Source organism: Streptomyces sp. NPDC050732 (assembly GCF_040654255.1).
In the GTDB taxonomy this organism is placed as follows: domain Bacteria; phylum Actinomycetota; class Actinomycetes; order Streptomycetales; family Streptomycetaceae; genus Streptomyces.
Genome location: NZ_JBFAHP010000043.1, coordinates 52,325 through 77,401 on the forward strand (window position 1 = coordinate 52,325; position 25,077 = coordinate 77,401).

22 protein-coding genes are annotated in these 25,077 nt (G+C 71.6%); 11 read left to right on the forward strand and 11 right to left on the reverse strand.

Annotated features, from left to right (window positions below; translation table 11 throughout):
• The first annotated feature begins 52 nt into the window (after nt 1-52).
• The 4 genes from AB0H82_RS31325 to AB0H82_RS31340 all read left to right on the forward strand — a co-directional run bounded on the left by AB0H82_RS31325 (nt 53) and on the right by AB0H82_RS31340 (nt 4,709).
• A complete protein-coding gene (locus tag AB0H82_RS31325) occupies nt 53-1,264 on the forward strand; it encodes a low temperature requirement protein A (protein ID WP_362998712.1) in 1,212 nt (403 codons plus the stop codon).
• A gap of 59 nt (nt 1,265-1,323) precedes the next feature.
• On the forward strand, nt 1,324-2,361 hold the full coding sequence (locus AB0H82_RS31330) for a P1 family peptidase (protein WP_362998714.1): 1,038 nt from the start codon (nt 1,324-1,326) through the stop codon (nt 2,359-2,361).
• A gap of 161 nt (nt 2,362-2,522) precedes the next feature.
• Complete coding sequence (locus AB0H82_RS31335; RefSeq protein WP_362998716.1) at nt 2,523-3,740, forward strand: Ig-like domain-containing protein; 1,218 nt, start codon at nt 2,523-2,525, stop codon at nt 3,738-3,740.
• Between the two features lie 186 nt (nt 3,741-3,926).
• Nucleotides 3,927-4,709 carry a DUF6227 family protein gene (locus AB0H82_RS31340; protein WP_362998718.1) on the forward strand — a complete coding sequence of 261 codons (783 nt, stop codon included), beginning with the start codon at nt 3,927-3,929 and terminating at the stop codon, nt 4,707-4,709.
• 76 nt (nt 4,710-4,785) lie between these two features.
• Here AB0H82_RS31340 and AB0H82_RS31345 read toward each other — a convergent pair whose 3' ends face one another.
• The 5 genes from AB0H82_RS31345 to AB0H82_RS31365 form a co-directional block, all read right to left on the reverse strand.
• Nucleotides 4,786-5,040 carry a hypothetical protein gene (locus AB0H82_RS31345; RefSeq protein WP_362998720.1) on the reverse strand — a complete coding sequence of 85 codons (255 nt, stop codon included), beginning with the start codon at nt 5,038-5,040 and terminating at the stop codon, nt 4,786-4,788.
• 87 nt (nt 5,041-5,127) lie between these two features.
• Nucleotides 5,128-7,230, reverse strand: a complete 2,103-nt coding sequence (locus AB0H82_RS31350) for a fructose-specific PTS transporter subunit EIIC (protein ID WP_362998722.1) — start codon at nt 7,228-7,230, stop codon at nt 5,128-5,130.
• Between the two features lie 380 nt (nt 7,231-7,610).
• On the reverse strand, nt 7,611-8,558 hold the full coding sequence (gene pfkB / locus AB0H82_RS31355) for a 1-phosphofructokinase (protein WP_362998764.1): 948 nt from the start codon (nt 8,556-8,558) through the stop codon (nt 7,611-7,613).
• 77 nt (nt 8,559-8,635) lie between these two features.
• Nucleotides 8,636-9,397 carry a DeoR/GlpR family DNA-binding transcription regulator gene (locus tag AB0H82_RS31360; protein ID WP_362998724.1) on the reverse strand — a complete coding sequence of 254 codons (762 nt, stop codon included), beginning with the start codon at nt 9,395-9,397 and terminating at the stop codon, nt 8,636-8,638.
• Between the two features lie 156 nt (nt 9,398-9,553).
• Nucleotides 9,554-10,207, reverse strand: a complete 654-nt coding sequence (locus AB0H82_RS31365) for a TetR family transcriptional regulator (protein WP_362998726.1) — start codon at nt 10,205-10,207, stop codon at nt 9,554-9,556.
• A 151-nt stretch (nt 10,208-10,358) separates the two neighbouring features.
• Here AB0H82_RS31365 and AB0H82_RS31370 point away from each other — a divergent pair, with 151 nt between their 5' ends.
• Nucleotides 10,359-11,642, forward strand: a complete 1,284-nt coding sequence (locus tag AB0H82_RS31370; RefSeq protein ID WP_362998728.1) for an extracellular solute-binding protein — start codon at nt 10,359-10,361, stop codon at nt 11,640-11,642.
• A 135-nt stretch (nt 11,643-11,777) separates the two neighbouring features.
• Here the strand turns inward: AB0H82_RS31370 and AB0H82_RS31375 are convergent, their stop codons facing one another.
• Complete coding sequence (locus AB0H82_RS31375) at nt 11,778-13,307, reverse strand: MFS transporter (protein ID WP_362998730.1); 1,530 nt, start codon at nt 13,305-13,307, stop codon at nt 11,778-11,780.
• A 106-nt stretch (nt 13,308-13,413) separates the two neighbouring features.
• On the opposite strand from AB0H82_RS31375, the gene AB0H82_RS31380 reads away from it, so the two are divergent.
• Entirely contained in the window at nt 13,414-14,400 is a 987-nt protein-coding gene (locus AB0H82_RS31380; protein ID WP_362998766.1) for a YafY family protein, read from the forward strand.
• Between the two features lie 23 nt (nt 14,401-14,423).
• On the opposite strand, the gene AB0H82_RS31385 is transcribed toward AB0H82_RS31380, so the two are convergent.
• Nucleotides 14,424-15,425, reverse strand: a complete 1,002-nt coding sequence (locus tag AB0H82_RS31385; protein WP_362998732.1) for a sigma-70 family RNA polymerase sigma factor — start codon at nt 15,423-15,425, stop codon at nt 14,424-14,426.
• Between the two features lie 180 nt (nt 15,426-15,605).
• On the opposite strand from AB0H82_RS31385, the gene AB0H82_RS31390 reads away from it, so the two are divergent.
• Together AB0H82_RS31390 and AB0H82_RS31395 are read left to right on the forward strand one after the other, a co-directional pair.
• A complete protein-coding gene (locus tag AB0H82_RS31390) occupies nt 15,606-16,136 on the forward strand; it encodes an N-acetyltransferase family protein (RefSeq protein ID WP_362998734.1) in 531 nt (176 codons plus the stop codon).
• 50 nt (nt 16,137-16,186) lie between these two features.
• Entirely contained in the window at nt 16,187-17,245 is a 1,059-nt protein-coding gene (locus tag AB0H82_RS31395; protein ID WP_362998736.1) for a questin oxidase family protein, read from the forward strand.
• A gap of 30 nt (nt 17,246-17,275) precedes the next feature.
• Here AB0H82_RS31395 and AB0H82_RS31400 read toward each other — a convergent pair whose 3' ends face one another.
• Nucleotides 17,276-18,046: a class III extradiol ring-cleavage dioxygenase gene (locus tag AB0H82_RS31400; RefSeq protein WP_362998738.1), complete on the reverse strand. Its 771-nt coding sequence runs from the start codon at nt 18,044-18,046 to the stop codon at nt 17,276-17,278.
• 126 nt (nt 18,047-18,172) lie between these two features.
• Between AB0H82_RS31400 and AB0H82_RS31405 the strand changes: the two genes are divergently transcribed.
• The gene (locus tag AB0H82_RS31405; protein ID WP_362998740.1) at nt 18,173-18,688 is read left to right on the forward strand and encodes a MarR family transcriptional regulator; all 516 of its coding nucleotides are present in this window, start codon (nt 18,173-18,175) and stop codon (nt 18,686-18,688) included.
• Between the two features lie 16 nt (nt 18,689-18,704).
• On the opposite strand, the gene AB0H82_RS31410 is transcribed toward AB0H82_RS31405, so the two are convergent.
• Both AB0H82_RS31410 and AB0H82_RS31415 read right to left on the reverse strand, forming a co-directional pair.
• The gene (locus AB0H82_RS31410) at nt 18,705-20,228 is read right to left on the reverse strand and encodes an MFS transporter (protein WP_362998742.1); all 1,524 of its coding nucleotides are present in this window, start codon (nt 20,226-20,228) and stop codon (nt 18,705-18,707) included.
• Between the two features lie 109 nt (nt 20,229-20,337).
• On the reverse strand, nt 20,338-20,994 hold the full coding sequence (locus AB0H82_RS31415; RefSeq protein WP_362998744.1) for a TetR/AcrR family transcriptional regulator: 657 nt from the start codon (nt 20,992-20,994) through the stop codon (nt 20,338-20,340).
• Between the two features lie 298 nt (nt 20,995-21,292).
• Between AB0H82_RS31415 and AB0H82_RS31420 the strand changes: the two genes are divergently transcribed.
• Nucleotides 21,293-22,576 carry a M6 family metalloprotease domain-containing protein gene (locus AB0H82_RS31420; RefSeq protein ID WP_362998746.1) on the forward strand — a complete coding sequence of 428 codons (1,284 nt, stop codon included), beginning with the start codon at nt 21,293-21,295 and terminating at the stop codon, nt 22,574-22,576.
• 11 nt (nt 22,577-22,587) lie between these two features.
• On the opposite strand, the gene rho is transcribed toward AB0H82_RS31420, so the two are convergent.
• On the reverse strand, nt 22,588-23,736 hold the full coding sequence (rho, locus tag AB0H82_RS31425; RefSeq protein ID WP_362998748.1) for a transcription termination factor Rho: 1,149 nt from the start codon (nt 23,734-23,736) through the stop codon (nt 22,588-22,590).
• A 331-nt stretch (nt 23,737-24,067) separates the two neighbouring features.
• Here rho and AB0H82_RS31430 point away from each other — a divergent pair, with 331 nt between their 5' ends.
• Nucleotides 24,068-24,874, forward strand: a complete 807-nt coding sequence (locus AB0H82_RS31430; protein WP_362998750.1) for a 2,3-dihydro-2,3-dihydroxybenzoate dehydrogenase — start codon at nt 24,068-24,070, stop codon at nt 24,872-24,874.
• Nucleotides 24,875-25,077: the final 203 nt, after the last annotated feature.

A 25,077-nucleotide genomic window follows, 5' to 3' on the forward strand; every position in this document is an offset into this window, starting at 1 on the left:
CCGCTCGGCGCCGCGGCCCGGTCCGGCGTACCCGCTCTGCTGTTGTGGAGGAATGACCTCCACTTCTTCCTCTCCCCCGCCGCGCGGCGGGCCGCCCGCCACCTCCCCGAAGCCGCTGCGGCCGCTCCTCTCCCGCGGACGCGACGAGGAGCACCGCGCCGCGACACCGCTGGAGCTCTTCTTCGACCTGTGCTTCGTCGTGGCGGTGGCGCAGGCCGGTGCGGAGCTGGTGCACGCCGTCGCCGAGGGACACGCGGGCGAGGGCGTCCTCAACTACGCGATGGTCTTCTTCGCCATGTTCTGGGCGTGGGTCAACTTCTCGTGGTTCGCCTCGGCGTACGACAACGACGACGTGCTGTACCGCGTGGTCACGCTGGTCCAGATCGCCGGTGTGCTCGTCTTCGCCGCCGGGGTCTCCAAGGCCTTCGAGGAGCACGACTTCCTCCTGGTCTGGCTGGGCTACCTGATCATGCGGATGGCGCTCACCTCGCAGTGGCTGCGCGTGGCCAGGGCGGCGACGGGCGCCGAGCGCGGCACGGCCCTGCGGTACGCGTGCGGTGTGCTGCTCTGCCAGGTCGGCTGGTCGGGGCTGCTGTTCCTGCCGGAGGGCGCCCGGCCCTGGCTGTTCCTCGTGATGGCGGTCGCGGAGCTGTGCGTGCCGGTGATCGCGGAGCGCGCGTACACGACGGCCTGGCACCCGCACCACATCTCCGAGCGGTACGGCCTGTTCACCATCATCGTGCTCGGCGAGACCATCGCGGCGGCGACCGTCGCCGTGAAGTCGGGGATCGAGGAGAACGACGCGCTCGACGAGCTGCTGCCCATCGCCGCGGGTGGCCTCCTCATCGTCTTCGCCGCGTGGTGGATCTACTTCGTGGTGCCCATTCACGGGCGGCTGGCCGGCAACCGGCAGGCGTTCCTGTGGGGTTACGGCCACTACGTGATCCTCGGCTCGGCCGCGGCGATCGGTGCCGGGATCGAGGTGGCGGTCGAGCAGGCCGTCGGCGAGGCGCACATCTCGACGCTTGCGGCGTCCGCCGCGGTGACCGTGCCGACGGCGCTCTATCTGTTCACCGTGTGGGCGCTGCACTCGCGTTACTACAAGGTGGGGACGGCGCAGCAACTGGTGCTGCCGGTCAGTACGTTGGCGGTGCTCGCGAGCACGTTCGCGGGCCGCTGGGCGGTGCTGGTGGCCGGGCTCGTGACGGCGGCGACGGTCGCGACGGGGGTGACACTCACGGCACGCACGGCCCGGCGGGGGTGACGCTCACCACGCGGTCGGGGCGGCGCCCATGAGAGGCGGTGCGTGGTACGCATCGGGGCATGACTACTGACTCCCTGACCGATGTCGCGGGGCTCCGCGTCGGCCATGCCACGCGGGTGGGCGACGGGTGGCTGACCGGCACCACCGTGGTCCTCGCTCCCGAGGGCGGGGCGGTCGCCGCCGTGGACGTGCGCGGTGGCGGGCCCGGCACCCGGGAGACGGACGCTCTCGATCCGCGCAATGTGGTGCAGCGCGTCGAGGCCGTCGTCCTCACCGGCGGCAGCGCGTACGGCCTGGACTCCGCGTCCGGGGTGGTGGCGTGGCTTGAGGAGCGGGGCCGGGGCGTGCGGGTGGGCCCGGATCCCGCCCACGTCGTCCCCGTCGTACCGGCCGCCTGCGTCTTCGACCTGGGCCGGGGCGGCGACTTCAAGGCCCGCCCGGACGCGGCGACCGGCCGGGCCGCCGTCGAGGACGCCGCGCGCACCGAGCCGTTCACCCCGGTCGTGGAGGGGAACGTGGGGGCGGGCACCGGCGCGGTGGTCGGGAGTTTCAAGGGCGGTGTCGGCAGCGCGAGCGTCCGCCTCGACTCGGGGATCACGGTCGCCGCGCTGGTCGTGGCGAACGCCGCGGGGTCGGGGGTCGATCCGGGGACGGGGGTGCTGTACGGGCGGTACTTCGAGGGGCGGCCAGTGCGTTACCCCGCGCCCGAGGTGCACGAGGAGGCGCTGCGACGTCTCGCCGAGGCCGCCGCGGAGAACGGGCCGCCGCCGCTGAACACCACGCTCGCCGTGGTCGCCACCGACGCCGAACTCACCAAGGCACAGGCGCAGAAGCTGGCCGGCACCTCGCACGACGGAATGGCGCGCGCGGTGCGGCCCGTCCATCTCCTCAACGACGGTGACACGGTCTTCGCCCTCGCCACCGGGGAACGCGCCCTGGCCGCCGAGAAGCCGCTCGCCCTCAACGAAATCCTCGCCGCGGGCGCGGACATGGTGACCGCGTCGATCACACGGGCGATGCTCACGGCCCGTTCCGTAAAGACGCCGGGCGGCACCTTCCCCGCGTACCTCGACGTCTACGAACCCTCGGGGAACTAGTCCAAAGACTCCCAAATAGCCCCATAGAACCGCCTGTTGGGGTCACCGAGTGTGCTCACTCTCACACCGCCCGGGGGGAACCTATCCGCGCACAGGAACGCTCTTAACCCGTACTGGAACAGAACACCGAACTGGATCAGAACACGTACTTGGAGCAGCCCGTGACAAGGTCGGTCATAGTCAACCCCCGGCGCCGTGCCCTGCTGGCCGCCACCGCGCTCGCCGCTGTGGGCGCGCTGACCCTGACGGCCTGCGGCGGCGACGCCGACGCCAAGGACGACAAGAAGGGCGGCGCCTCCGCCGCCAAGGGTGCGGACATCACCATCTCCTCGAAGGACGGCGCCACCGACGCCTCGATCAACGCCACCGGCGTCAAGGTCAAGGGCGGCAAGCTGACGAGCGTGAAGATGACGTCGGTGACGTCCGGCGCCGCGGTCGAGGGCACCATCTCGGGCGACGGCACCACCTGGAAGCCCAAGGGGCAGCTGGAGCGCGGCACGAAGTACAAGGTGACCGCCAACGCCAAGGACCCCAAGGGCAACGCGGCGACGGAGAACGCGACGTTCACCACCGTCTCCACGGCCAACAGCTTCATCGGCAGCTACACGCCCGACGGCGGCACCACGGTCGGCGTCGGCATGCCGGTCTCCTTCAACTTCGACAAGCCGATCACGGAGAAGAAGGACGTCCAGTCCAACATCACGGTGACGTCGAGCAGCGGCCAGAAGGTCGTCGGCCACTGGTTCGGCAACCAGCGCCTGGACTTCCGGCCCCAGGAGTACTGGAAGGCCGGCTCCAAGGTCACCATGAAGATCAACCTGGACGGCGTGAAGGGCGGGAACGGCATCACCGGCGTGCAGCACAAGACGGTCACCTTCACCGTCGGCCGCGCGCAGGTCTCCACCGTCGACGTCAAGGCCAAGAAGATGACGGTCGAGCGGGACGGCAAGGTCATCAAGACCATCCCGATCTCCGCGGGCAGCCCGTCGAACCCGACGTACAACGGCAAGATGGTGATCTCCGAAAAGTTCACCCAGACCCGGATGAACGGCGACACGGTCGGCTTCGGCGGGGAGTACGACATCAAGGACGTGCCGCACGCCATGCGGCTGTCCACGTCGGGCACCTTCATCCACGGCAACTACTGGGGCTCGCCGTCCATCTTCGGCAGCGCCAACACCAGCCACGGCTGCGTCGGCCTCCAGGACGCGCGCGGCGCGGGCGACCCGAACACCATGGGCGCCTGGTTCTACAACAACTCCCTGATCGGCGACGTCGTGTCGGTCACGGGCTCCCCCGACAAGACGATCGCCCCGGACAACGGCCTGAACGGCTGGAACATGTCCTGGAGCGAGTGGACGGCCGGCAGCGCGAGCTGACGCACCCATAGCACCATCCAGCACCATCAACTGGGCGGGCCGCGCGGGAACTTCCCGGGCGGCCCGCCCGTTTTCCTGGTCCCGGGCATCTTGCTCGCGCGTTTTCCCGTTCCCGGGCATGATGTCGGACCCAGGGGCTACGGTATGCACTCACCAGGTGACATGTAGCAACGCCGGGAGCAAGCCTTGAGCGTTCCGTACGACACTGCGTACGAGCCACCCGAGTCGCCCGAGCCACACTCTCCGGAGGAGCACCTCGCGCGACTCCTCGGCCGTACCCTGAACTCCTTCGACCTGCCGGACGAGGTCCTGGCCCGCCTGGGCTCCGCCCTCGCCCACGACAGCTCCCTGCACTCCGCGCACCACAGTTCGGGGCTGCACCGCGAGACGTACAGACATACGTGGCTGCTCGCCGACGCCTCCGTGCTGACCCTCTGGGAGCTCGTCCACAACACCGCGCCGGGCAGCGCCCCGACCCACGAGGTCTACGCCGACGAGGAGGAGGCGGGCGTCGCCACCTCACGGCTGCCGCTGCCGCCCGACCCGCCGGCGTGCGGCCGGCCCGTCGCGCTCCAGTTCCCGGCCGACTGCGAGCCCCGGCACGCGTACGTCCCGGACGACTCCGCGGACCACGCGCGCCGGCTCCTGCGCCGCGCGGAGAACCCGGACGGCGACCGGCCCGACGAGAGCGTCGCGCGGCTGCTGCGCGCGGCGTTCGCGCACCAGATCACCCAGGCCTTCGGCCGCCCCTGCCTGACCGGTGAGATCCGCACGAGCTTCTCGCTCTACGAGCACGCGTTCCTGCTCTTCGACGGCGGCGAGATCAGCCTGTGGGAGGTCGAGCACACGCTCACGCCCGACGGCCGGCACATGTGCGAGGTGTACGACAGCGAGGAGGCGGCCCGCGCCGCGATGGAGCGCAGGGCCCGCGACTGGGCGGCACGGAGCCGGAACAGCCCGGCCCCCTAGGGCCTGGAGCGTTGGAGCCTGGGGGCCTTCTAGAGCGCGGCTTTGGGAGGCTTCAGGAGCGCGGCTTTGGGGGGCTTCAGGAGCGTCCGTCGCCGAACTGCCGTACGAGGCCGGCGAAGGCGTCCCGCTCGTCCGGCGTGAGCTCCACGGTCTCCGCGCGCGGCGGGCCCTGCTGGGCCGGCAGCGCGCGGAGCGAAGGACCGCGGTGCGGTGCCTCCACGTCGAAGCGGCCCTTGCGCATCATCCGCACCAGGCCGACGGCCCAGACGACGGTCGCCACGGCGAGCACGGCCACGCCTATCTGCTGAACGATCGAGACATCCTGGAGCATGCGGCCCAGTAGACAACAGGGCCCGGGGCTTTCGACAGGGGGTAATGGGACTTAGGTCCCGAAGTGACGCAAGTCGCACACTCCGGTTCAGACCGCCGCCGGGGACTCCTTGACGTCGGCCACACCCGCTCCCGCCTTCTCCTCCGTCATCGGCGTCTCGCCGGGCGTCGTCTTCCTGGCCCCCTTGAGCAGCACGACCACGACCGTCGAGACGCAGACACCGGCGGCGATCGCCACCAGGTAGAGCAGGGGGCTGCCGATCAGCGGCACCACGAACACACCGCCGTGCGGCGCGCGCAGAGTGCAGCCGAAGGCCATCGACAGGGCTCCGGTGACGGCGCCGCCCGCCATGGACGCGGGGATGACGCGCAACGGGTCGGCCGCAGCGAACGGAATCGCGCCCTCCGTGATGAAGGAGGCGCCGAGGAACCAGGCCGCCTTGCCGTTCTCCCGCTCCGTCTTGGTGAAGAGCCGCCCCCGGACCGTCGTGGCGAGCGCCATGGCGAGCGGCGGGACCATGCCGGCCGCCATCACCGCGGCCATGACCTTGAGGCTCCCGTCGGTCGGGTGGGCGAGACCGCCGACCGCGAAGGCGTAGGCCACCTTGTTCAGCGGGCCGCCGAGGTCGAAGCACATCATCAGGCCGAGGATGACGCCGAGGATGACCGCGTTGGCTCCGGAGAGGCCCTCCAGCCAGTCGGTCAACGCGCTCTGCAGCGAGGCGATGGGCTTGCCGACGACGAGGAACATCAGGAAGCCGACCACCGCCGAGGAGATCAGCGGGATCACCACGACCGGCATGATGCCGCGCAGCACGGCCGGGATCCGCACCCGCTGGATGCCCATGACGACGGCGCCCGCGATCAGGCCGGCGGCGAGCCCGCCGAGGAAACCGGCGTTGATGGTGACGGCGACCGAACCGCCGACGAAGCCGGGGACCAGGCCCGGCCGGTCGGCCATTCCGTACGCGATGTAGCCCGCGAGGACCGGGACCAGGAAGGCGAAGGCGAGGCCGCCGATCTGGAAGAGCAGCGCGGCCCAGCTCGTGTGGTCCGTCCAGACGAAGTGCTCGGCGACGGACGGCGCCTTGTCGATCTTCCAGCCGCCGATGGCGAAGCCGAGCGCGATCAGGAGGCCGCCCGCGGCGACGAAGGGAACCATGTAACTGACGCCGGACATCAGCCACTTGCGGAGCTTGGTGGCATAGCCGTCGCCGCTGTCGCCCGCGCTGTCGACGGGGGCGGTCCCGGTGGCGGGGGCGGACGTCTCGCCGCGTGCGGCCTTCTCCCGTACCTCCGCGATGAGTTCGGCGGGCCGGTTGATGCCGGCCTTCACCCCCACGTCGACGGTCGGCTTTCCGGCGAAGCGGTCCTTGTCCCGTACGGGGACGTCGTGCGCGAAGACGACGCCGTCCGCGGCGGCGATGACCGCGGGGTCGAGACGGGTGAAGCCGGCCGACCCCTGCGTCTCGACGACGATCTCCACGCCCGCGCCGCGGGCCGCGTTTTCGAGGGACTCCGCGGCCATGTACGTGTGGGCGATACCTGTGGGACAGGAGGTGACGGCGACAATGCGGAAGGGGTGCTTGGGGGTGGGGTTGGGGTTGGGGTTGTCGGGGGTGGGGCTGGGGTCGGTGGTGGAGCTGGGGTCGGGGGTGGGAGCCTCGGGCGCGGCAGGGTCCTCGGGCGCGGCGGGAGTCTTGGGCGTGGTGGGAGTCTCGGGCGTGGCGGGAGCGGTTTCGGGTTTGTCGCCGCTGATCAGGGCCGCCGCCTCCGTGGCTGACCCCGCCGATCGCAGCGCGGTCGTGAACTCCGCGTCCATCAGCTGACGCGCCAGGGACGACAGGATCGTCAGGTGGGCGTCGTCCGCGCCCGCCGGGGCCGCGATCAGGAAGATCAGGTCGGCGGGGCCGTCCGGCGCGCCGAAGTCGATGCCGCGTGCCGAGCGGCCGAAGGCGAGGGTCGGCTCGGTGACGTGCTCGCTGCGGCAGTGCGGGATGCCGATGCCGCCGTCCAGGCCGGTCGGCATCTGCGCCTCACGGGCCGCGACGTCGGCCAGGAACCCGTCGAGGTCGGTCACCCGCCCGAGAGCCACCATGCGTTCGGCGAGGGAGCGGGCCGCGGCTTCCTTGGTTTCGGCGGACAGGTCGAGTTCGAGGTCGACCAGGTCCGCGGTGATCATCTGATGCATCGCGGGCTCCTTCGCACGCGTATCGCCCGGACCGCCCGTGTCGCTCGGTGGGCGGGGGGTGCTGGGGGGACGGGGACGGGGGCAGCTGTGGGGACGGGGGCTACAGGTGTGGCGGCGGGCTGGGGAAGGCCCGCGACCGGGAGGGGCATGCGGCGGGCCTCGCCTGAGGGGGACGGGGCTGCCGGGGAGTTGGGGGCGCCTGTGGTCATGGGGACGACCAGGGAGGCGGCGGCAGGTGTGGGGCGGGGGCCGCTGAGGGGACGGGGGTGGGCGAGGGGGCGGGGGCCGCTGAGGGGACGTGGGCCGTTGAGGGGGCGGGGGTGGCTATTGGGGGGGGCCACGAGTGGGGTTGGGGGCGGGGAAGGGGGCGGCGTGGGGGGTCATGGGGCGGGTTGTGTCAGGGGGCGGGTCAAGGGGGGCTCGGCCGTCACGGTGACCGCGTCCGGGACCAGGTCCGAGGGGGTCGGCATCGCGCTGCCCGGCAGCTGGACCGCGGCCGCGCCGTGCGCCACGGCGGAGGCGAGCGCGCGGGGCCCGGCGCCGCCGGCGATCAGGAAGCCGGCGAGGGAGGAGTCGCCGGCGCCGACGTTGCTGCGCACGGCGTCGACGGGGGCGCTCGCGAAGTACGTGCCTGTCGCGTCGACCAGGAGCTGGCCGTCGGCGCCGAGGCTGGCCAGGACGGCGCGGGCGCCCGCCCCCCGCAGCTCCTCCGCCGCCTTGACCGCGTCGCCGACCGTCGTCAGGGGGCGGGCCACGGCCTCGGCGAGCTCCTCGACGTTGGGCTTGACGATGTCGGGGCGCTCGGCGAGCGCGGCGAGCAGTGCGGGGCCCGAGGTGTCCAGGGCGATGCGGGCGCCCGCCGTGTGCGCGCGGGCCACCAACTCCGCGTACCAGGAAGGCTCCAGGCCACGCGGCAGGCTGCCGCAGCAGGCGATCCAGTCGGCGCCGGCCGACCGCTCGCCGATGGTGGCGAGCAGCAACTCGCGCTCAGCAACCGACAGTTCGGGGCCCGGCGCGTTGATCTTCGTGAGGGTGCCGTCCGGCTCCGCCACCGCGATGTTGGAACGCGTCTGCCCGGTCACCGGCACCGGGGCCGCCTCGATCCCCTGCTCGCGGAGGAGCTGGGCGACGAGTGCGCCGGGCGCTCCGCCGAGCGGCAGCACGGCGACCGTCCGCACGCCCGCCGCCGCGACGGCCCGCGAGACGTTGACGCCCTTGCCGCCCGGGTCCATGCGCTCGCCGGTGGCGCGGACGACCTCGCCCCGGTCGAGGGCCGGCACCTCGTAGGTGCGGTCGAGGGACGGGTTGGGGGTGACGGTGAGGATCATGCGCGTACCGACTGCTTCCGTGCTCGTGCGCGTGCCGGCTGCTTCCGTGCTCATGCGCGTACCGGCTGCTTCCGTGCTCATGCGCGTACTACTTCGGTGCCGCCGCGCTCGATGGCGGCCGCGTCGTCATCGGCAAGACCGGCATCGGTGATCAGCACGTCCACGTCGGCGAGGTCGCCGAAGCGGGCGAAGTGCTCCTGGCCGTGCTTGGCCGAGTCGGCGAGCAGCACGACGCGGCGTGCCGCGGCGACGGCCGCCCGCTTCACGGCGGCCTCGGCGAGGTCGGGGGTGGTGAGGCCGCTCTCCGCGGAGAATCCGTTGGCGGCGAGGAAGACGACGTCGGCGCGGATCTCGCCGTACGCCCGCAGGGCCCACGCGTCGACCGCCGCGCGCGTACGCTGCCGGACCCGGCCGCCGATGAGGTGGAGCTGGATGCCGGGGTGGTCGGCGAGGCGGGCGGCCGTCGGCAGGCTGTGTGTGACGACGGTGAGCGTCGACTCCAGCGGGAGCGACGCCGCGAGCCGCGCGACGGTCGACCCCGCGTCGAGGATGACGCTGCCCTCGGCGGGCAGCTCGGCGAGGGCGGCCCGGGCGATGCGGTCCTTCTCGTCGGCGGCGGTGCCCTCGCGCTCGGCGAGGTCCGGCTCGAAGTCGAGCCGGCCGGCGGGGATGGCGCCACCGTGCACGCGGCGGACGAGTCCTGCCCGGTCGAGCGCCTTCAGGTCGCGCCGGATGGTCTCGGCGGTGACCTGGAACTCCTCGGCCAGCGACAGTACGTCGACCCGCCCGCCGTCCCGCGCGAGCCGCAGGATCTCCTGCTGCCGCTCCGGTGCGTACATGTCCGTATGCCTCCGCCGAATGTCCGAGCTTGTGGTTTCACTCGCAGAGTACGGCCAGGTTTCCGGAAAGTAAACAGGTTCGGGCGCGACTCGGACACAAACGGGCGGAGCTCCCGCTACGTCATGACGGGGACCGGCCGACAGCCGGCTCGGGCCCTACGGCCAGGGAAAGGCGTCCAGCGCCGCGAGGCAACGCGCCGCGAGCGCCGCCGGTCCGTCGGAGGCGTCCGCCGACGCGTCGCCCGCGGCCCAGGCCTCGACGGCCACCCGCACCGCCGCACTCGCGACGGCCGCCGCGAGGCGCAGATCCAGATCCGGTCCTGCCGGGCCGCCGGCGCGCTCCCCCAGCACCGCCAACAGCGTCTGCTCCGACGCATGGCACGCGTCCGCCCACACCGAGCGCAGCGCCGGGCTCTCCGCCGACATGCGCAGCAGCGCGCGCACCCAGTCCAGGGACTCCACCGCGCCGGTGCCACCCGCGCCGAGCGCGTCCGTGACCGCGTACCGCAGCGCGTCCGGCACGGACAGCTCCGCCGGCGCCCGGCGCACCGCCTCCGCCCACTGCTGCGCCCCCGCCGTGAAGAGCGGCGCGACCGACTCCTCCTTGGTCGCGAAGTAGCGGTAGAAGGTGCGCGGCGCGACGCCCGCCGCCCGGGCGATGTCCTCGGCGCGGGTGGCGCGCAGCCCGTCCGCGACGAAGAGCGCCGCCGCGGTGCGGGCGATGTCGAGGCGGGTCTCGGTCTTACGACGCTCCGTCAGCGACGGCTGAGACGGCTCCGACGGCTGAGACGGCTGCGAACCACTGTGCATGACAGGCAGGTTATGCCAGCCCTCGCTGACCCCACCCAGGGCAACCGGAGTCACGAACTGCCCCTATGGCAGAATCTGCCACCACGAAAGCTACGGAACCGGCCGACAGGCCCCCGTAGAACCGCAAAGGCAAAAGGTGGCGAACAGAGCGGTGCGTCGTCGGAAGTTCCTTCTCCACACAGCCGGCCTCACCGGCACCACCACGCTCGGCACCACCGCGCTCGGCGCCACCGCCCTGGGCACCCTCGGCCTGACCGCCTGTTCCGCCGAGACCGATTCCCCGCTCAAGATCCTCGTGGCCAGCTACGACAAGAGCGTGGGCTCCTCGATCGGCGACCAGTGGGGCGGCCTCATCGGCGCCTTCAAGAAGGCCCACCCGGACATCGAGGTCCACCTCGAACGCGTCCCGTTCACCAAGCTCGACCAGACCCTGGCCCGGCGGGTGAAGGACGGGGACGCCCCCGACATCGCGCAGTCCAACTTCTTCGCGCCCTACGCCGAGGACGGCAAGCTGTACGGCGCCGACGACCTCTTCGACGTCCGTACCGAGGGCGACTTCATCCGCTCCTACGCGGAGGCGGGCATGGTCGACCGCGTCCAGTACGGCCTGCCCTTCCTGGCCAGCACCCCGCGCCTCTTCTACAACAAGGCCCTCTTCAGGCAGGCCCGCGTCAAGGCCCCCCGCTCCTGGGCCGAACTGCGGGAGGCGGCCGAGGCGTTGAAGGCGATCGGCGTACCCACCCCGTACGGGCTGCAGCTCGGTCCCGAGGCCGCCGAGGACGAGGCGCTGGCCTGGCTCCTCGCGGACGGTGGCGGTTACGCCGGTCTCACCGGCTACGACTTCGCCACCCCGAGCAACATCGACACCCTCACCTGGCTGCGCGACAACCTCGTGGTGCGCGGCCTGGCGGGCGCCGACCCCAGGTCGCTGACGAGGACGGAGGCGTACGCCCAGTTCCTGCGCGGCAAGATCGGCATGATGATCGCCCATCCGGTCCTGATGGGCGCGGCGGACCAGGCCAAGTTCCCTTACGCGCATGCCCCGTTCCCGAAGAAGCTCGGCGGCGTGGCACCGCCCGTGGGGCTCAACGACTGGCTGATGGCGTTCAAGCAGAACGGGCGGCGCGAGCAGTGCGGCACGTTCCTCAGCTATCTGTACGGCCGGAAGTCCGCGTTGGCGTACGGCGGAAGCCAGTCCGCCCTGCCGGTGACGAGCTCCGCGTCGGACGCCCTGCGCAAGGACCCGAAGCACCGGCCGCTCTGGGACTTCATCGACCAGATGCCGCAGGCGCAGTTCCAGCCGACGAACCTCGGCTCGTGGCCGGAGGTCCGGAGCGCGGTGCGCCGCCGTATCGGCGAGGCGGTCGCCAAAGGCGGCAGCCCCAAGGCCGTACTGGAGTCCTTGGACGAGGCGGCCACCCAGGCGGAGCTCTAGCGCTCCGCTGGGTGGGCGGTTGGGCGGCTGCGGGTGCGTCGTGGCTGGTCGCGCCCACGCGGCGGAGCCGCACATGTCACGGCCCCGCGCCCCTGAAGCCATCCGGCGCGGGGAAACCGTGACGACCATCCACCACTACGTCAGCGCCGGTTCCTTCGCCGGAGCGTCCGCGGTCGCCGCGCCCTCGTCCCCGCCGCCCTCGACATGCTGCTTCGGCTTCGCCGGCAGGGCGAACATCACCAGGAAGATGACGGCGAGCACGCCCGTCACCCACCACAGCGCGTTCTGGAAACCGTCCGCGAACTCCGCGGGGATCCGCTCCCTCGGGACCCGCTCGTCGATCACCCCGAAGAAGACGACCGAGACCAGGCCGAGGCCGAGCGCGGTGCCCATCTGCTGCACGGTGTTGATGAGGCCGGAGGCCGAACCCGCGTGCTCCCGCGGGACCTCCGAGAGGACCGCGTCCGTCAGCGGGGCCACGATCAGGCCCATGCCGATGCCCATCACGACCAGCGGGAGCGCCATCTGCCAGGGCGCGATGTCCGCGCCGTACCGCCCGGCCTCCCAGATGTAGATGAGCACGCCCGCCGCCATCGCGAGCGCGCCGGCCTGCAGCACCTTGCGGCCGAAGCGGGGCACGAGCTTCTGCACGGAGATGCCGGCCGCCACCGAGACGGCGATCGAGAACGGCACCCCGGTCAGTCCGGCGCGCAGCGCGGTCCAGCCGAGGCCGACCTGCATGTAGAGCGTCCAGACCAGGAAGAAGATGCCCATCGTGACGCCGAAGACGGTCTGCACCGCGATACCCGCGGCGAAGCTCTTCACCTTGAACAGCGACAGCTCGACGAGCGGCGAACCGTCCTTCGCGGCCTTCCTCTTCTCGTACGCGACGAGGGCGCCGAAGACGACGAGGGAGCCCGCCATCATGACGTGGCCCCACACCGGCCAGCCCAGCTCGCGCCCGCGGGTGAGCGGGTAGAGCAGCATCAGCAGGCCGACGGTGACCAGGACGACGCCGACGAGGTCCAGCTTGAGGGCGCGCGGCGCCTTCGACTCGGTGATGAACTTCCGTCCGAGGACGAGCGCCACGATGCCGACCGGCAGGTTGATGAGGAAGATCGGGCGCCATTCGAGGCCGAGGATGTTCCACTCGGTGAGCAGCGCGCCGAGCAGCGGCCCGGAGACCGCGCCGAGGCCGACGATCATGCCGAAGAGGCCGAAGACCTTGCCGCGCTCGTGGGCCGGGAAGGTGGCGTGCACGATCGACAGCACCTGCGGCACCATCAGCGCGGCCATGCCGCCCTGGAGGATGCGTGACGCGACCAGCATCTCCGGGTTCACCGCGAAGCCGCAGAGCGCGGAGGCGACGGTGAAGCCGGTGATTCCTATCAGGAAGAGCCGCTTGCGGCCGTGGATGTCGCCGAGCCGGCCGCCGGTGATGAGCCCGGCGGCGAACGCGAGGGCGTAGCCCGCGGTGATCCACTGGATCTGGCTGTACGTGGCGCCCTCGTCCCGCTGGATGGCCGGGATGGCGATGTTGACGATCGTGACGTCGACGAGGTCCATGAACGCGGCGGTCATCACGATGGCCAGGGCGAACCAACGCCGACGGTCACCGGCGGCCGCCGGAGTTCCGGGGGCGGAAGTGGTGCTGGGTGAAGTCATGCCGCAAGGCTAGAACCCATATAGGCCAGGACGTGACCTAATTATTCGGCATGCTGTACGGCATGACCACGACCACGCACGGCACCAAGCAGGTGGCGGCATGACCATGGCAACGGACGGTACGACGGCCGGTGCCGACACCCCGGCGCGTCTCTTCCAGCTCCTCTCCCTCCTCCAGACGCCCCGCGAGTGGCCCGGCGCCGAGCTGTCCGAGCGGCTCGGGGTCAGCAGACGGACGGTGCGGCGGGACATCGACCGGCTGCGGGACCTCGGCTATCCGGTGCGGGCCAGCCAGGGTGCGGCCGGGGGCTACCGGCTCGTCGCGGGCAAGGCCATGCCGCCGCTTGTCCTGGACGACGAGGAGGCGGTGGCCATCGCGGTCGGCCTGCGGGCCGGGGCGGGGCACGCGGTGGAGGGCATCGAGGAGGCGTCGGTGCGGGCGCTCGCCAAGCTGGAGCAGGTGCTGCCGGGGCGCCTGCGCCACCGCGTCTCCGCGCTGCAGACCGCGACGACGGCGCTGACCAGCGGGGACGGGGCGAGTATCGCGCCGGAGACGCTGACGGTGATGGCGTCGGCGGCGGCCGGCCACGAGCGTCTGCGGTTCGCCTACCGGGCGGGCGACGGTACGGAGTCGCGCCGGCTCACCGAGCCGTACCGCCTGGTGTCGACGGGGCGGCGCTGGTACCTCGTGGCGTACGACATCGACCGCGAGGACTGGCGGACCTTCCGGGTGGACCGGGTGGCCGACCCGTTCGCGACGGGTGCGCGCTTCGTGCCGCGGGAGCTGCCGAAGGGGGACGCCGCGGAATACATCCGCCAGTCGATGTGGCGCGGGCGCCGGACGTACGACGTGGATGTGACGTTCGGCGCGCCCGCGGAGTCCGTCACCGCGCGGCTGCCCGCGCACCTGGGGCCGGTGGAGCCCGTGGACGACCGCACCTGCCGCCTGCGCTGCGGAGCCTCGGACTCCGTCGAGTGGCTGGCGGTCCGCCTGGCGCTCCTGGACTGCGACTTCACGGTCCACGGCCCCGGCGAGCTGGTGGACTGCATCAGAGCCATGAACGACCGCCTGACCCGCTCGCTCCCGGAATAAGGCACCCGCCTGAGGCCGGCCGCCTAGGCCACCGCGTCGAACCCCGTGTCCCGCGCCAGCTTCTTCAGCTCAAGCAGCGCGTGCTTCTCGATCTGGCGGATCCGCTCACGGGTCAGACCGTGCTCCTTGCCGACCTCCGTGAGCGTGCGCTCGCGGCCGTCGTCTATGCCGTACCGCATCTTGATGATGGAGGCCGTGCGCTGGTCGAGGCGGCCGATCAGGTCGTCGAGCTCCTCACTGCGGAGCAGCGAGAGGACGGACTGCTCGGGCGAGACCGCCGAGGTGTCCTCCAGGAGGTCGCCGAACTGGGTGTCGCCCTCGTCGTCCACGCCCATGTTCAGCGAGACGGGGTCGCGTGCCCAGTCCAGGACGTCGATGACGCGCTCGGGCGTCGAGGAGAGCTCCGCGGCGATCTCCGCGGGCTCGGGATCCCGGCCGTTCTCACGGTTGAACTCGCGCTGGACGCGGCGGATCCGGCCCAGCTCCTCCACCAGGTGGACGGGGAGGCGGATGGTGCGGGACTGGTCGGCTATCGAGCGGGTGATGGCCTGGCGGATCCACCACGTGGCGTACGTGGAGAACTTGAATCCCTTGGCGTAGTCGAACTTCTCGACGGCGCGCACCAGGCCCGCGTTCCCCTCCTGGATCAGGTCGAGGAGGGGGAGGCCGCTGCGCGGATAGCGGCGGGCGACCGCGACGACCAGGCGGAGGTTCGATCGGATGAAGACGTCCTTGGCGCGCTCGCCGTCGGCCACGAGGGCTTCGAGCTCCTCGCGGTCCGCGGTGACCTTGCTGTCCTCGACCTCGCCGTCCAGGATCTTCTGGGCATACACCCCCGCCTCGATGACCTGGGAGAGCTCCACTTCCTTGGCGGCGTCGAGCAGCGGCGTACGCGCGATCTCGTCGAGGTACATGCCGACCAGGTCGCGGTCGGCGATCTCCCCGCCTACGGCGCGAACACTGCGTGCCGCGTCGGTCCCACCGGAGGCGGCGGACTTGCGACGGGCGACGGCACGGGTTGCCATGCGTGCTCCCTTGCGATGGTGGTCCTGGTCGGCCCTTTCTGGGGCCTCTGTGGTGGATGGCACACCCTCGGGTGCCCTGCATCCGATGGAAACAACGACTGGAATCCGGACAGAATTCCCAAGCCGCGCATCTTTTTTCCTGACGGTGCAGTACCCTGTCGCGCCACGGAGGGAGGCCGGATGCCGACGGAACGTACAGAAGTCCAGGTGAGGCCCGCCGTGGAGGCTGATCTCGAAGCCCTGACGGACCTCTACAACCACTACGTGCGTGAGACGGCCGTCACCTTCGACACCGTCGCCTTCCTGCCGGAAGAGCGCCGCCCTTGGCTGCTCTCCCACCCTGAAGACGGCCCGCACCGCCTCTTGGTTGCCCAGGAGCGCGATTCCGGTCGAGTGCTCGGATACGTGACCAGTAGTCCTTTCCGCTCGAAGCCCGCTTACTCCACTTCCGTGGAAGTCAGCGTGTACTGCGCACCGGGCACCGCGGGCCGCGGCATCGGCACACTCCTCTACAAGGCGCTTCTGGAGGCCCTGGAGGGCGAGGACGTGCACCGGGCCTACGCCGGGATCGCCCAGCCGAACGAGGCCTCGGTGCGCCTGCACGAACGCTTCGGGTTCCGGCACGTGGGGACGTACGAGGAAGTGGGCAGGAAGTTCGGGCGGTACTGGGACGTCGCCTGGTACGAGCTGCCCCTGGGCCCAAGGACCTAGACCCCGAGCCCGTTACGCACCGGCAGGTCGGCGGCCTACCGTCCCACCCCATGGATGACACCACGGCCGACACCACAGGAATCCTCGACGAAGCCCTGCAGCGGTTGCACGCCACCGGTCCCGAGCGTCTCGGACGGCTCACCAACCACGCCCCGATGGCCGTCGAGGCGCTCGCCGCGCACGGGCAGTCCCGGGCCGTTCACCGGTGGCTGGATCTTTACGCCCCCAAGCTGGAGGAGTTTCCCGCCCCGTTCGAACGGGTCACCGACGCGAACTGGCGCGCCGCCCTGGGTGACCCGCGCCGCGCCGCCGACTGGATCGCGTACTTCGGCCGGGAGATCGAGGCCAGGACCTGGCGCGACGTGCTCGCCGAGTGGTGGCCGCGGCTGCTGCCCGGTCTGTACGGCGGTGCGGCACACCCGGTGATCCGGGTGGGCCACGCCGTGCGCACGTTGGAGGCGAGCGGCGCGGAGGCGGGGAGCGGGCGGGCGGACGGCGTGACCGCACCCCGTCTCGCCGAGCTCGCGCACGGCCTCGGCTACTGGGCCGCCCGCCACCACCCGGTCACCGGTGTCGCCGCACTGCCGGGCGCCGACAGCGCCGCCGGGGCGCTCGACGCGGTGCCGCCCCTCGCGAACCGGGCCGACGGGGGCTTCCCTGCTCGGCTCGGCCGGGTCGAGGGGCTGCCGGTGTGGGCGGCCTCGGTGGACGACCCGGAGGAGGCCAGGCGCCGGCTGACGGAGCTGGTGCGGGCGGCCACCCACCGGTACGCCACCCACGGCCACGGCGACGAGACGATGCTGGTGCACGCGGCGACCGCGCCCAACGCCGTGCTGCGTGCCCTGCCCGCGCTCCCCCGCGCCCTGTGGGTGCCGAGCCTGCACGCCGCGTGGACGGCGTCGGCGGCGATCACCGCCATGTACGCGCCGGACGAGCCCGTGGCGTACGTCCCGCCGGGCACGTTCACCGCCGAGGAGGTCTTCGAGCGGGCCCTCGCGCACGGCGACGAGCACGTGATCAAGTTGACGGACACGGCGCTGGACGTCGGTGACGAGCAGGCCTTGGCGGCGGCCCTGCGGGCCGTGGAGCTCAGCGTGCCGCTGGCGTAGGGGGCGTGTTTCTCGCCTGCGGGCGCGTCGTCACCCGAACTGCACCGACCTCTTCGCCAAGCCCATCCAGAACCCGTCGATCACACTGCGCTGTCCGTCGAGGTCGCCCGCCGCTTCGGCCGCGCCGAGTGTGACGAAGAGCGGTGCGAAGTGCTCGGTGCGCGGGTGGGCGAGCTGCCCGGCCGGGGACTTGTGACCGAAGTCGAGCAGCGCGTCCACGTCGCCCGCCTCCAGCGCCTCGTACCCCCAGGCGTCGAACTCGGCCGACCAGCCGGGCACGCCGCCGTGCCGCAGCGCGGCCAGATTGTGCGTGAAGAAGCCGCTGCCGACGATCAGCACGCCCTCGTCGCGCAGCGGCGCCAGCTTGCGGCCGATGTCCATGAGGCGGCGCGGGTCGAGGGTCGGCAGGGAGATCTGGAGCACGGGGATGTCGGCGTCCGGGTACATCTCCACGAGCGGGACGTACGCGCCGTGGTCGAGCCCGCGGTCCGGCACGTCCTGCACGGGCGTGCCGGGGGCGTGCAGCAACTTGCGTACGGAGGCGGCGAGTCCGGGGGCGCCCGGCGCGGCGTACGTCACCTGGTAGTAGTGCTCGGGGAAGCCCCAGAAGTCGTACACGAGGGGCAGGGTCTCGGTGGCGGACAGGGCCAGTGGCGCCTCCTCCCAGTGGGCGGAGACCATCAGGATCGCCGTGGGGCGCGGCAGCTCCGCGGACCAGGCGGCCAGCTCGCCGGGCCAGACGGGGTCGTCGGCGAGCGGCGGGGCGCCATGGCTGAGGTACAGGGCGGGCATGCGGGTCATCGCGCACCTCCGGGCGGGCGGAACGGTGGGAGGGATTCCGAAAGTACTTGAAAGCTCAAGCTCTACGCTCCCACCGTACGCACCGTTTGTTCAAACTTCAAGGAAGGGCCTCGTACAGTGGGGTACATGGATATGGCAGCGACCCCTCCCCCGGCCGGTGAGCCGCACTGGCTGGACGGCGACGAGCAGCGCGTCTGGCGGGTCTATCTCCAGGCGACCACTCTTCTCGACGACTTCCTCGACCGTCAGCTCCAGCGCGACGCGGGCATGCCGCACATGTACTACGGCCTCCTGGTCCAGCTGTCCGACGCCCCCCGGCGGCGGCTGCGGATGACCGAACTGGCCAAGACCATGAAGATCACCCGGTCCCGCCTCTCGCACGCTATCGCCCGCCTGGAGAAGAGCGGCTGGGTGCGGCGCGAGGACTGCCCCTCCGACAAGCGCGGGCAGCTGGCGATCCTCACCGACGAGGGCTTCGAGGTGCTGCGCAGGACCGCCCCCGGCCATGTGACCGCCGTCCGCCAGGCCCTCTTCGACCGGCTCACCCCGGAACAGCAGAAGTCCCTCGGCGAGATCATGACGATCGTCGCCGAGGGACTTCAGCCCAAGGAGGCCGGTGCGGACCTCCCCTGGCTCCGCTAGGTGCTCACTGAGCGGGTCAGTGGGCCATCACCGGGATCTTCACCTCGTCCTCGGCACCGTCCACCGAGTCGCCCGAGGCCGAAGCGCCGCCCTGGTGGCCGGTGTTGATGAACGTCGCCGCGATCAGCGCGGAGACGGCCAGGATGCCGACCGCCCACCAGATGGCGCTGGTGTAGCCCTCGACCATGGCCTGCGCCTGGACGAGCTTCGGGTTGGCGGCGCCGGCCGCGTGGTCCGTGAGGTACGCGGAGGTCGCGGAGGCGGCGATGGTGTTCAGGAGCGCCGTGCCGATGGCGCCGCCGACCTGCTGCGAGGTGTTGACCATCGCGGAGGCGACACCGGCGTCACGGGCCTCGACGCCGTGCGTGGCGAGCGACATGGCGGGCATGAACGCCGTACCCATGCCGAGGCCGAGCATCAGCTGCGCCGGCATGATCAGCCCGGTGTACGAGGAGCCGACCTCCAGCTGCGTCAGGAGCAGCATGCCGACGGCGGCGAGCAGGAAGCCCGGGCCCATCAGCAGCCGCGGCGGGACGCGCGTCATCAGACGGGCGCCGATCTGCGTGGAGCCAACGATCATGCCCGCGATCATCGGCAGGAAGGCGAAGCCGGTCTTGACCGGCGAGTAGCCCTCGACGATCTGCAGGTAGTACGTGAGGAACAGGAACAGGCCGAACATCGCGATGACGGCGAGGCCGAGCGAGAGGTAGACGCCACCGCGGTTGCGCTCGGTCAGGACGCGCAGCGGGAGCAGCGGCGACTTGACCTTGCCCTCGGTGAGGACGAACGCGGCGAGCAGCACGACCGACGCCACGAACATGCCGATGGTCACGGAGTCCGACCAGCCGTCCGACTCGGCGCGCGTGAAGCCGTAGACGAGCGCGACCAGACCCAGGGTGGAGAGGACCACGCCGGGGATGTCGAGCGGCGAGCGGTTGCGGCCGCCGGCCGGCTCACGGATGACGAAGTACGCGCCGAGTGCGGCGATCACCGCGAACGGGATGTTGACGAAGAAGGTCCAGCGCCAGTTCAGGTACTCGGTGAGGAAGCCGCCGAGGATGAGGCCGACGGCGCCGCCGCCACCGGCGATCGCGCCGTAGATGCCGAAGGCCTTGGCGCGCTCCTTGGCGTCGGTGAACATCACCGCGAGCAGCGACAGGGCGGCGGGCGCGAGCAGCGCGCCGAACACACCCTGGAGGGCGCGGGCGCCCAGCATCATGGCCTCGCCGGTCGCGGCACCGCCGAGCGCGGAGGCCGCGGCGAAGCCGATCAGGCCGGTCACGAAGGTGCGCTTGCGGCCCCACAGGTCGGAGATGCGGCCGCCGAAGAGCAGCAGGCCGCCGAAGGCGAGCGCGTAGGCCGTGATGACCCACTGGCGGTTGCCGTCGGATATGCCGAGGTCTTCCTGGGCGGAGGGCAGCGCGATGTTCACGATGGTCGCGTCGAGCACGACCATCAGCTGCGCGAGCGCGATGAAGACGAGCGCCTTCCAGCGGTTGGCGTCTGGCCCTGAATCGGGCTTGAGAGCTGTTTCGGACATAGGGGTAGCCACCTAGCGGTACGGAGTGAACTGAAAACAGAAAAACGGATTCAAAAACGGGGCGGGTTCGGCGGAGGTCAGTTCCGACGCAGGTCAGTCCCGACGCAGGTCAGTTCCGACGGAGGTCCTGCAAGGTCGCCGCCTCCCCCGGGAGCTCGGACCGGGCGGGCGTCATCAGGCCGTCCAGGAACAGCTGCAGATGACGGTGGATGAAGCTGTCCATGCTCACGCAGGCCGTGCCGGGCAGCGGCCGGGTGAGCTGGGAGAGGGCGACCATCAGGTCACCGACGGCGATGTCGGTGCGCAGCTGCCCCGCCGCGCGGGCCCGCTCCATGAGGCCTTCGATGGACCGCTCCAGCCGTTCGCGGGAGTCGAGCAGAGCGGGGTGGAAGGGGTCGAAGTCCGGCGCGAGCATCGGGCACATGGCGCCGATGCGCTCGTCGACCGCGGCGTGCACGAAGGTGCGCAGCGCCCCGAAGGCGGCGCCCTCGTCGGCGTCCGCCGTGGCGATGCCCTGCTCGGCGAGGTCCGCGACGCGGTCCGTCACCGTGCGGACGACCTCGCGCACCAGCTCGGCGCGGTCGGCGAAGTTGCGGTAGACCGTGGCGTTGCCGACGCCGGCCCGGCGCGCGACCTCGTCGAGGGGTACGTCCGATCCGTACTCCACGAACATCTCGCGTGCGGCGGCGACGATCCGCTCCCGGTTGCGCAGGGCGTCGGCCCGCGGGCGGGTGACTCGGCGCTGCGGGGCGGTGGCGGTGTCCACGGCTGCTCCTCGGTTGGTTTTCGCACGGCTCGACTGCTGATCCAGGGCCCGCTTCCGGCCCAGGGGCCCGCGATGTGGGGAGTAAGTCCCCGGTTCGTGCGGACACACGTCTAAACGGGGAGAGAGTCCCCGGATATTTCCGCCCCGCCACAGGAAACCATGTGACCTGAGTCACACCACTTTCGCCGGGAAACCCTCGATCGGTCGCACCCAACGAGCGCCCGCGCACCCCCCGACACAGGCTGACCGGACAGGGTGCAGCCAGACCGGCGGCTGCCGCGGAGTGGAGGGCCCACGCATGCAGCAGCCGACCTGGCGCCGGATACGCCCCGCCCGCCGCGGCGTCGCCCTGGCCTCCGTCGCCGCACTGGCCCTCGCGGTCACCACGTCGGCGAGCACCGGGCGCCTGATGGCGGACGCGCCGAGCGCGGCGGGCCCGGTGTCCCTCTCCCGGAGCACCGCTCTCGGCCCGTGCATGATCAGCGGCACGCTGGGCGTGCAGATGTCGGAGGGCGTGCCCACACCGCCCGGCTACTCGCGCTCCACCGGCACCGTCCGCGCCCTGAACCTCATGGTCGACTTCTCCGACGCGCCGGGTCAGGGCAGTGCGATGGACCGCCTCGCGGAGTTCTTCCCGCAGACCTCCCAGTGGTTCCGCACCAGTTCGTACGGGCGCCTCGACTACCGCCCGGAATCCCCCGTACCCGACTGGCTGCGGATGCCGAAGACATTCAAGGAGTACGGGATAGAGCGCGGCGCCCCCTTCGACCCCGGCTACCGGCGGCTCGTCGAGGACATCGTGGCGGCCGCCGACCCGGACGTGGACTTCCGGACGTACGACCTCGTGAACATCCTGATCACCCCGAACGCGGGACCCTCTGCCCTCGACACCGTCCTGTCGGTGACCTTCGCGGGCAACCACGAGGCGCCGGTCGCGGACGGCGTCCCGGTCTCCAACGCGTCCTTCGTCTACAGCCGCCAGGACGACGGCTCGGGCAGCTACCACGAGACGGGCTACCGCGTCCTGCCGCACGAGAACGGCCACGTCTTCGGCCTGCCCGACCTGTACACGCAGGACGGCGGCGGCGCGGTCGGCCACTGGGACATCATGAGCGAGGACTGGGGGGCCAACAACGACCTGCTGGCCTGGCACAAGTGGAAGCTGGGCTGGCTCGACGACGACCAGATCGGCTGCGCCGCGGGCTCCGGCACGACCGAGCACGTCCTGTCGCCGCTGGCCCGCTCCGGCGGCAGGAAGCTGGCCTTCGCCCCGCTGACCGAGAAGACGGGGTACGCGGTCGAGGCCCGCACCCGCGGCGGCAACGACGAGGCGGTCTGCAAGCCGGGCGTCCTCGTCTACCGCGTGGACGCGGAGGTCGACACCGGCCACGGCCCGGTCACGGTCTCCGACGCCGCACCCGACAGCGGCGGCTGCACCCGCCGCCCCAACGTCCACGCGGAGCTCTCCGACGCGACCTACGGCATCGGCGAGACGTTCACGGACCGAAAGACGGGGGTGCGGGTCACGGTGGCGGGAGTGACCGACGACGGCGACTACCGGGTGCGCGTCACGCGTCCGTAGCGGCGTCACGGCTACGCCCCGGGCACGGTCTGCCGCACCTGCCGCAGGAACGCGGCGTTGCTCGGAGTCTTCTTGACCCGGTCGAGCAGCACTTCGAGGACGCTGTACTGGTCCCTCCCCTGCAGAGCACGCCGCAAGCCGCGCACAGCGCTCAACTCCTCGGCCGGCATGAGCAGTTCCTCGCGCCGGGTGCCGGACGGGATGACGTCCACGGCCGGGAAGACGCGCTGGTCGGCGATGCCGCGGTCGAGCCGCAGCTCCATGTTGCCGGTGCCCTTCAGCTCTTCGAAGTAGTAGTCGTCGGCGCGCGATCCGGTCTCCACCAGCGCGGTCGCGAGCATGGTCAGGGAGCCGCCCTCCTCGGCGAGGCGCGCGGCCCCGAAGAGCCGCTTCGGCCCTTGCACGGCGGCGGCGTCGACACCGCCGCTGAGGGTCCGGCCGCTGCCGGTGGCCGCGTTGTTGTACGCCCGGCACAGCCGCGTCAGCGAGTCGAAGAGCATGACGACGTCACGCCCCTCCTCGACCATGCGCTTGGCGCGCTCGACGGCGAGTTCGGCGAGGGCGATGTGCTCCTTGGCGGGCCGGTCGAAGGTCGAGGCAAGCACCTCGCCGCGGACCGAGCGCCGCATGTCGGTGACCTCCTCGGGCCGCTCGTCGAGGAGGACGACCATGAGATGGCACTCGGGGTGGTTCTGGGCGACCGCGGCGGCGATCTGCTGGAGCAGCACGGTCTTGCCGGTCTTCGGCGGGGCGACGATCAGGCCGCGCTGCCCCTTGCCGACGGGCGCGACGAGGTCGACGAGACGCCCGGCAATCGGCCCGCCCTCGGTCTCCAGCCGCAGCCGTTCGCGAGGATGCAGCGGCGTCAGCTCCCCGAACCGCGGCCGGCCGCGCAGCTCGGCGACGGCACGTCCGTTGACCAGCTCGGCCCCGGCGAGCACACCGGGCCGACCGCACACGCCTTCGACGAAGTCACCGGAACGCAGACCGAGTTGACGAATGACGGCGGCGGGAACCTGCACATCACCCTCCCCGGGCAGACAGGCGACACCCCGCAGGAAGCCACGCCCGTCACGCTGGACATCGAGAACTCCTCGACAGCCATGGTCAGTTGAGTCGACCCGAGCACGGGTAGAGGTTTCAGTTGCAGTAACAGTCATGAGGGGGGTGTCCTTTCAAGGACGTGCGCGAACTTCGTGGACATACGCGGGAGAGGGGCCCGGCGGGGCGGCGATGACACGCCCCCGCACAGCGGGCGAAGAGAGAACTGCCGCAAGGCGGGCAGTGCGCTGAAGGCCGGAAGCCGGCCTGACAGATCCCGGCGGACCGGGAGAAGGGGTGACAGCACGGGCGCCCCGAAGAGGGGGCGTACACACGTACTGCTTGCAAGGTAACACACGCACCGGCACACGGCACCGGCCCGTCAAGATCCCTTCCTCGCGTGAGTTAGGTTAGGCTTCCCTAACTGAACTTCGGGGAGGTAGCTCACGCATGCCTGAGCACATACGGAAAGAGCCGGAAGCCGAAGGCGAGTTCGCCGGGCGCACGGCTCTGGTGACCGGCGCGGGCCAGGGCATCGGCGCCGCCGTGGCCACCGCGCTCGCCGCCCGCGGCGCGCACGTCGTCGCCACCGACCGCGACGCGCACGGCATCGACGAACTGGCCGCCGCGTGGCGCGGGGCGATGACGCCGCGCGTCATGGACGTCACCGACGCCACCGCGGTGACGTCGGTGATCGCCGACACCATCCGCGACCGCGGCGGCCTGGACGTCCTCGTGAACGTGGCGGGCATCCTGCGCAGCTGCCCCGCCACCGAACTCACCGACGCCGACTGGGCCGACACGTTCGCCGTGAACGCCACGGGCGTCTTCCACACCTCCCGCGCCGCCGCCTCCCACATGACGGCGCGCGGCTCCGGCAGCATCATCACCGTCGGCTCCAACGCCGCCGGCATCCCCCGGACCGGCATGGCCGCGTACGCCGCGTCCAAAGCGGCCGCCGCGATGTTCACCAAGTGCCTCGGCCTGGAGATCGCGCGCAGCGGCGTCCGCTGCAACGTCGTGGCCCCCGGCACCACGGACACCGCCATGCAGCGCGCCCTCTGGCCCGACGCCTCCACCGAGGCGCCCTCCGCCGTCCTCGACGGCAACCTGGAGACGTACCGCACGGGCATCCCCCTCGGCCGTATCGCCACCCCCCAGGACATCGCGGACGCGGTCGTCTTCCTCGCCTCGGACCGCGCCCGCCACATCACCCTCCAGGAGCTGTACGTGGACGGCGGCGCGACGCTGCGCTGACCGAGGCCGCCACACCCGCGGACCGAGGCGCACCACACCCGCGGACCGAGGCGCACTACCCCCGCCGGCCCGCAGCCGCGAGCGCGCCGGAGGGGACGTGGGGGTATGTGCGAACGGAGCACCGAGCACACTCTGGCGCCTTTGGACTTGAGGCGCGACGCAGGGATAGCGAGTACGCACATACCCCCGCGGCCCCGCCCCAC

What these genes read in the sequence shown, in the direction of transcription:
- AB0H82_RS31345 (WP_362998720.1), bottom strand. Translation starts at nt 5,040, where the DNA reads ATGCTCCAGGATGTCTCGATCGTTCAGCAGATAGGCGTGGCCGTGCTC.
- AB0H82_RS31405 (WP_362998740.1), top strand. Translation starts at nt 18,173, where the DNA reads ATGGATATGGCAGCGACCCCTCCCCCGGCCGGTGAGCCGCACTGGCTG.
- AB0H82_RS31430 (WP_362998750.1), top strand. Translation starts at nt 24,068, where the DNA reads ATGCCTGAGCACATACGGAAAGAGCCGGAAGCCGAAGGCGAGTTCGCC.
- AB0H82_RS31350 (WP_362998722.1), bottom strand. Translation starts at nt 7,230, where the DNA reads ATGCATCAGATGATCACCGCGGACCTGGTCGACCTCGAACTCGACCTG.
- rho (WP_362998748.1), bottom strand. Translation starts at nt 23,736, where the DNA reads ATGACTGTTACTGCAACTGAAACCTCTACCCGTGCTCGGGTCGACTCA.
- AB0H82_RS31385 (WP_362998732.1), bottom strand. Translation starts at nt 15,425, where the DNA reads ATGGCAACCCGTGCCGTCGCCCGTCGCAAGTCCGCCGCCTCCGGTGGG.
- AB0H82_RS31410 (WP_362998742.1), bottom strand. Translation starts at nt 20,228, where the DNA reads ATGTCCGAAACAGCTCTCAAGCCCGATTCAGGGCCAGACGCCAACCGC.
- AB0H82_RS31380 (WP_362998766.1), top strand. Translation starts at nt 13,414, where the DNA reads ATGGCAACGGACGGTACGACGGCCGGTGCCGACACCCCGGCGCGTCTC.
- AB0H82_RS31325 (WP_362998712.1), top strand. Translation starts at nt 53, where the DNA reads ATGACCTCCACTTCTTCCTCTCCCCCGCCGCGCGGCGGGCCGCCCGCC.
- AB0H82_RS31390 (WP_362998734.1), top strand. Translation starts at nt 15,606, where the DNA reads ATGCCGACGGAACGTACAGAAGTCCAGGTGAGGCCCGCCGTGGAGGCT.
- AB0H82_RS31330 (WP_362998714.1), top strand. Translation starts at nt 1,324, where the DNA reads ATGACTACTGACTCCCTGACCGATGTCGCGGGGCTCCGCGTCGGCCAT.
- AB0H82_RS31360 (WP_362998724.1), bottom strand. Translation starts at nt 9,397, where the DNA reads ATGTACGCACCGGAGCGGCAGCAGGAGATCCTGCGGCTCGCGCGGGAC.
- AB0H82_RS31375 (WP_362998730.1), bottom strand. Translation starts at nt 13,307, where the DNA reads ATGACTTCACCCAGCACCACTTCCGCCCCCGGAACTCCGGCGGCCGCC.
- AB0H82_RS31365 (WP_362998726.1), bottom strand. Translation starts at nt 10,207, where the DNA reads ATGCACAGTGGTTCGCAGCCGTCTCAGCCGTCGGAGCCGTCTCAGCCG.
- pfkB (WP_362998764.1), bottom strand. Translation starts at nt 8,558, where the DNA reads ATGATCCTCACCGTCACCCCCAACCCGTCCCTCGACCGCACCTACGAG.
- AB0H82_RS31395 (WP_362998736.1), top strand. Translation starts at nt 16,187, where the DNA reads ATGGATGACACCACGGCCGACACCACAGGAATCCTCGACGAAGCCCTG.
- AB0H82_RS31400 (WP_362998738.1), bottom strand. Translation starts at nt 18,046, where the DNA reads ATGACCCGCATGCCCGCCCTGTACCTCAGCCATGGCGCCCCGCCGCTC.
- AB0H82_RS31420 (WP_362998746.1), top strand. Translation starts at nt 21,293, where the DNA reads ATGCAGCAGCCGACCTGGCGCCGGATACGCCCCGCCCGCCGCGGCGTC.